The sequence below is a fragment of the Streptomyces sp. DI166 genome (assembly GCF_900091315.1).
Classification (GTDB): Bacteria; Actinomycetota; Actinomycetes; order Streptomycetales; family Streptomycetaceae; genus Streptomyces; species Streptomyces fuscus.
Genome location: NZ_FLSP01000190.1, coordinates 1 through 5,984, shown reverse-complemented (window position 1 = coordinate 5,984; position 5,984 = coordinate 1). Strand labels below are relative to the sequence as shown.

Genomic DNA, 5,984 nt, shown 5'->3' with positions numbered 1-5,984 from the left:
ACGCCTGCACGCGCGCGTGGCCGCCGCCCTGCACGCGGAGGCCGTCGCCGCGGGAGTCCTGGCCCGCCCGCCGCAGGCGGGCCGCCATCTGTACCTCGACCTCGGGCCCCTGCGCAGCGCCCTCGGCGGACACGGCGTCAGCGACGCCCAGGACCTGGAGGAGCTGCTCACCGCCCGGCTCGGCATGCCCGCTCCCGGCGGCCACCGCTTCGGCGACGACCTCGCCGAGCCGCGCGTGCGGCTGTCCACCGGTGACCTTCTGGGCGGTACGGACGAGGAGCGCGCGGCCTGTCTCGAATCACCCGATCCACTGGAACTGCCGCATGTACGAGACGCGTTGATCCACGTGAAGTCGGTCTTCGACGATCTCCGCGACGACGCTCGGCGATGGGAGCCTCCGCGATGACGCAGCAGTCCGAGTCGACCACCCACCCCCTCGGCACCCCCGCGCCCGCCGCCCCTTTCCCGCCGCTCGCCGAACCCCGTCGGCTCGGCGAACGGCGGGTGTGGCCGCGCACCTTCCACGACCGGCTGACCGCCCCCCTGCCCGGCCTGAAGGCCATGGCCCGCTTCGCCCGAGAGGGTTCGGTGCGGCCCGGCCGCGAGGGCCTCGCCGAGATTCCCCTGCTGCCCTTCTCCCCGGCCCCGCTGCCCCGGGTCGGCTCCCGCACGATCGCCGTCTCCTGGGCCGGACACGCCAGTTGGGTGGTGCGGATCGGCGGACTCACCGTCCTCACCGATCCCGTCTGGTCCCGCCGCATCATCGGCACCCCGGCCCGCATCACCCCCGTCGGAATCGCCTGGGAGTCCCTCCCGCGCGTGGACGCGGTCGTCATCAGCCACAACCACTACGACCACCTGGACGCCCCGACCCTGCGCCGGCTCCCGCGCCACACCCCGGTCTTCGTCCCGGCCGGGCTCGCCCCCTGGTTCCGCCGCCGCCGCTTCACCACCGTCACCGAACTTGACTGGTGGGAGGCGGCCGAACTGAAGGGCGTGCGCTTCGACTTCGTCCCCGCCCACCACTGGTCCAAGCGCACCCTCACCGACACCTGCCGCAGCCTGTGGGGCGGCTGGGTCCTCACCGACCGGGACGGGCAGCGCCTCTACTTCGCGGGCGACACCGGCTACGGCCACTGGTTCACCCGCATCGGCCGCCGCTACCCGGGCATCGACCTGGCCCTCCTGCCCATCGGCGCCTACGACCCCCGCTGGTGGCTCAGCGACGTCCACTGCGACCCGGAGGAGGCGGTCAGGGCCGCCCAGGACCTGGGCGCCCGCAGGATGGCCCCCATGCACTGGGGCACGTTCATCCTCTCCGCCGAGCCGGTCCTGGAGCCGCTCAGACGCGTGCGCGCGGCCTGGGAGAAGGCGGGTCTGTCCCGCGAGCGGCTGGTGGACCTCGCCATCGGCGGATCCCGCGTCCTGGAGTGACCGGGGACCGGCCAGTCGGTGCCTGCGCGCCGGCCCTGGAGTGACCGGGGACCGGCCGGTCGGTGCCTGCGGGCGGGACCGGGGCCGGGACCGGGCGTCCGGTACCGTGCGGGCTCGGCCGCGGTCACCTGGCCCGACAGCAGGAAGGCGGTTCCCCGCACGCGCACCGGCCTGCGGGGAACCCGGCTCAGTCGCGCGGCGGTTCGGGGTCGCTGCCCTTGCAGGGGGCGCCGAGCAGGGCGGCGGCCTCACGGACGGCGGCCTCGGTGCGGCCCGCCAGCAGCAGGACGTCCTCGGGGTCGGCCCGGTCGTGGCGGACGATCAGGTCCGGACCCCCGCGCAGCACGATGTCGCTTCCCAGTTCCCGCCACGGCAGCAGGCCCATGTCGGGGTAGGCGGCGGTCAGCCGGCCGAGGGCGGCGGGGTCGCGGTCGAGCTGCTCCTGGCTGACCCGCAGCGTCCAGCCGAGCCGGAACGGCAGCCGGATCAGCGCCAGATGCAGGAAGTACTCGGAGACCGACCGGTCCTGCACCGCCCAGCCCTCGTCGTCCCCGACACTGACCAGGACCCGCGGATCGTCCTGGCCGGCCTCGGCGGCCGCGTAGCCCCACTCGTTGCAGTACTGGTACTCCGCCATGAACACACAGACCCGCCGGTCACCGCCGGGCGGCAGCAGCGGGCTGCCGTCCGGCACGGCGCCCGCGACACCCCAGCCGCCGGGGTCGGGGCGCAGAGTCGGCGGCATCTCCGGGTGGGTCCAGTACCAACGGGCGTTCGCCATGAAGGTGTTCTCGGGCCACGTCCACCACTCCCGCAGCGCGAGCGGCACGGACAGGTTCGGGTCGACGCGGAGCTCCTCGTCCTCGTCGTCCTCGTCCTCGTCCTCTTCGTCGTCCTCGTCCTCCCAGAGGTCCGGGTCCCACTCGTCGGGCTCCCACTCATCGGGCTCGAAGCCCCACTCGCGCTGCACCTCGGACAGCAGCTCCCAGCGCGACGCACGGGGCGCCGCGAGCCGTGCGGCGAACTGCCCGTAGTCGACCGCGTGTTCGATACTCGGTGTCATGCCGGGAGCCTAGAGCATCCGTACGACAACGTGCCCCGCTCAGTGCGGCTGCGGACGCCGCAACCGCCGCCACAGGCCCGGTGCCACGCTGATCAGCACGGTCAGCACCACCGCCGCGAGCACGCCCTCCCACGGCTCGGGGAACAGGGACCCGCCGAGCACCCCGATCAGCTGGTATGTCACCGCCCAGGCCAGACAGGCCGGGAAGTTGCCGCGCGCGAAGCGCCGCAGCGGCCAGTCGGCCACCAGACAGGCCAGCATCACCGGCAGGCGGCCCGCGGGCACCAGCCGCGACAGCACCAGCACCGTCACCCCGTGCTCCGCCAGCTTCACCTGCGCCTGCTCCAGCCGCTCCTCCGGCGCCCGCACCCGGATCGCCTCCAGCCACCGCGACCCGTTCCGCGACCGCATCCCGCGCCGCCCGAGCCAGTACAGCGTGCCGTCGCCGAGGAAGGCCGCCAGCGACGCCGTCACGAAGACCATCGCCAGCGCGAACGGCGCCGTCGTCTGGTGGAAGGCCACCACCGCCGCCGTGCTGACCAGGGCCCCCGTCGGAATGACCGGCACCAGCGCCCCGAGCAGCACCAGCACGAACAGCGTCGGATACCCGATCGCCTGCTGCGTGGACTCCGTCGGCACGGTCGTCGAGGCGGCGGTGACCAGCCAGCTCACGCGGCCACCCCCAGCCGTACGCTCTCGCCGTGCCCGAGCCGGTGCACGGCGGCACGGGGCGCACGCATCCCGGCCAGGCGCACGAACTCATCGCCCGGCGCATGGAACTCATGGGGGCGCACGGCGTCCATGCCGATGGGCCAGTACGTGCCGTAGTGCACCGGCACCGCGCTGCGTGCCCCCAGCCGGGCCAGGGCCTCCGCCGCGCGCCCCGCGTCCAGGTGTCCCTCACCGAGGTACGGACCCCAGCCGCCCACCGGCAGCAGCGCCACGTCGACCCGGCCGACCTCGTCGGCCATCTCGTCGAACAGCCCGGTGTCCCCGGCGAAATAGGTGCGGGCCTCGCCCTCGACGACATAGCCGAGCGCGGGGGAGTGGTGGCGTCCGACGGGCAGCCGCCGCCCGTCGTGCCGGGCGGGCACCGCGCGTATCCGCAGGTCGCCCACCTCGGTCACATCGCCGGGCCCCACCTCGGTGACCGAGAGCCCGGTGAGCCGGCGCAGCCCCGGTACCGCCCGGCGCGCGCCCCGGGGCACGAGCAGGCGCGTGCCCTCGCCGAGCCGGGCCAGGGAGGGGAGGTGCAGATGGTCGGCGTGCAGGTGGGAGACCAGCGCGACGTCCGCACGCCAGGCGCTCGGCGGGGGGAGCGCGCCCCGGCGGCGGCGCAGATGCGCGAGCCGGCGTGCGAACAGAGGGTCGGTGAGCACACGTACGTCCGAGTCGGCGACCGTGCAGGTGGCGTGCCCCCACCAAGTGATCTCCACGGGCACCTCTTTGCCTCCTTCGCGCGACTCCCCCTGAGCCTACGGGCAGGAGTAGTGTCGGCGCCTGAAACCTGGAGGTGAGGGGGACGCCATGGGACCGGTGCGGGTCACGGCGATCGCGAGTCTGACGCCGCTGGAGGAGCTGGACGCCGATCCCTTCCTGGTGGACTCCCGCAGCCAGCACGCCATCTGCGCGCGCTGGGCGGCGGAGCGGGGCTACACGGTGACCCGCGAGCTGCTGGTGCGGGGCCTCAGAGCGGATCACTGCGCGCTGTGGGACGGGGTGCGGGCCGGTGTCGACCTGTTCGTCGTGCCCAGTCGGCGGGTCCTGGAGAGCGCGCTGTCCTCGCCGGAGGAGTTCACCGCGGAGTGCGCGCGGCGCGGGGTCCGGGTGGAGACGGTGGGCTGCGAGGAGCCCCGCTACGACTCCCAGATGAAGGCCAGGGTGCACCGGCGGCTGTCCCTGCCGACGGCCGGGTACGACGGCCGGTAGCCGGTGGCCGGTGGCCGGAGCCGGTGGCCAGTGGCCGGTGGACGGTAGCCGGTAGCCGGTAGCCGGCCGGACGCCCAACGCCGGACGCCGGACCCTCGTCCCCGGGCAACGCCGCCCTGCGCCCCCGCGTCCATATGACAAGGTGGAAGACAGGCCCCGCCGGACGGCCGGGCCGGGACGTGAGGTGTACGGGGCGTGCTAGGGCGGCGTTGGCGGCGGGTGGCCAGCCAGGTCGGGCGCAGCGTCGCGGTGTGGGCGGTGTCGACGCTGACCATGCTGGTGCTCGCCGGGATCCTGCCGGACTTCCAGCTCCAGTCCCCCGACGGCGACAGCGCCACCCGGATCGCGGTCACCGCCGCCTTCGGAGCCGGTGCCTTCGGCGTCCTGTCCGCGCTGGTCTGGCCGCTGCTGGTGCGGCTGCTCCTGCTGGTCCCGGCGCTCGTGCTGGGCCTGCTGGTCTTCTTCCTCAACGGCGCCCTGCTCCTGGTCGCCCTGCGGCTGAACCCCGCCGAGCGCGGCGGCGCCGCCTGGGAGACGGCCGTGGTGGTCGCCGCCGTGATGTCCGCCGTCGCCTCCGCCACCGGCGCCGCCCTCGCCGTACGCGACGACGACGCCTACCGGCGCCGCCTGTACCGGCTCGCCGACCGCCGGCGCGGCTCCGGGCCGCCCATCCCGTCCACCCCGGGCACCGTCTTCATCCAACTCGACGGAGTCGGCCACGACGTGCTGCGGCGGGCCATCGACAAGGGGCTGATGCCCACCCTGGCGCGCTGGACCGACGGCGACCGCCCCACGCACCGGCTCACCCGGTGGCGCACCGACTGGTCCAGCCAGACCGGCGCCAGCCAGCTCGGCATCCTGCACGGCAGCAACCACGACGTCCCCGCCTTCCGCTGGTACGAGAAGGACAGCCGCGAGGTGATGGTCTGCAACCGCCCGACCAGCGCCGCCGAACTCCAGCGCCGCGCCGTCGAGGCCACCGGCGACCGGGGACTCCTGGCCCATGACGGCGCCAGCCGCGGCAACCTCTTCAGCGGCGGCGCGGGCGAGCAGGCCCTGGTGCTGTCCATCGCGACCCGGCGCCGCAGCCGGGAGAACCGCTCCCGGTCCGGGTACTTCGCCTACTTCTCCGACCCGGCCAACGCGGTGCGCACCGCGCTGTCCTTCGTCGCCGAGGTGGGCCGGGAGATCGGCCAGTCCACCCGGGCCCGGCTGCGCAAGACCCGGCCCAGGGTCTCGCGCGGCGGCCTCTACCCGTTCGTACGGGCCTTCGCGACCGTCGTTGAACGGGACGTGGTCGTCGCCGCGGTCATGGGCGACATGCTCGCCGGACGCACCGCCGTCTACGCCGACCTCGTCGCCTACGACGAGGTCGCCCACCACTCCGGGCCGGTCAGCCGGGACGCCGAGAAGGTCCTTGAGCGCCTCGACCGGTCCCTCGGGCTGATCGAGAAGGTCGCCGAGCACGCCCCCCGGCCCTACCGGATCGTGGTCCTCTCCGACCACGGCCAGAGCCCCGGCGAGACCTTCCGCTCCCGCTACGGACTCACCCTCGCCG

Annotated in this window: 6 protein-coding genes and 1 pseudogene; 4 read left to right on the top strand and 3 right to left on the bottom strand. The window is 74.5% G+C overall.

From position 1 onward, the window contains the following. Both GA0115233_RS39430 and GA0115233_RS39425 read left to right on the top strand, forming a co-directional pair. A pseudogene (locus tag GA0115233_RS39430) lies at positions 1–406 on the top strand (pyridoxal phosphate-dependent aminotransferase); the annotation flags it as partial. Then, positions 403–1,434 carry an MBL fold metallo-hydrolase gene (locus tag GA0115233_RS39425; protein WP_093725552.1) on the top strand — a complete coding sequence of 344 codons (1,032 nt, stop codon included), beginning with the start codon at positions 403–405 and terminating at the stop codon, positions 1,432–1,434. The pseudogene GA0115233_RS39430 and the gene GA0115233_RS39425, both read left to right, overlap by 4 nt. A gap of 187 nt (positions 1,435–1,621) precedes the next feature. On the opposite strand, the gene GA0115233_RS39420 is transcribed toward GA0115233_RS39425, so the two are convergent. The 3 genes from GA0115233_RS39420 to GA0115233_RS39405 are packed head-to-tail and all read right to left on the bottom strand — an operon-like array spanning position 1,622 to position 3,939. Then, on the bottom strand, positions 1,622–2,497 hold the full coding sequence (locus GA0115233_RS39420; RefSeq protein ID WP_176712111.1) for a hypothetical protein: 876 nt from the start codon (positions 2,495–2,497) through the stop codon (positions 1,622–1,624). Positions 2,498–2,536: 39 nt separating this feature from the next. Further along, entirely contained in the window at positions 2,537–3,169 is a 633-nt protein-coding gene (locus tag GA0115233_RS39410) for a DedA family protein (RefSeq protein ID WP_093725546.1), read from the bottom strand. Then, on the bottom strand, positions 3,166–3,939 hold the full coding sequence (locus tag GA0115233_RS39405) for an MBL fold metallo-hydrolase (RefSeq protein ID WP_093725544.1): 774 nt from the start codon (positions 3,937–3,939) through the stop codon (positions 3,166–3,168). Before GA0115233_RS39405 ends, GA0115233_RS39410 begins: the two co-directional genes overlap by 4 nt. 85 nt (positions 3,940–4,024) lie before the next feature. Here GA0115233_RS39405 and GA0115233_RS39400 point away from each other — a divergent pair, with 85 nt between their 5' ends. After that, positions 4,025–4,426, top strand: coding sequence for a hypothetical protein (locus tag GA0115233_RS39400; protein WP_093725542.1), 402 nt, complete (start codon positions 4,025–4,027; stop codon positions 4,424–4,426). A 195-nt stretch (positions 4,427–4,621) separates the two neighbouring features. Then, positions 4,622–5,984 (top strand): phage holin family protein (locus GA0115233_RS39395; RefSeq protein WP_176712110.1); only part of this gene is annotated, 1,363 nt, incomplete at its 3' end.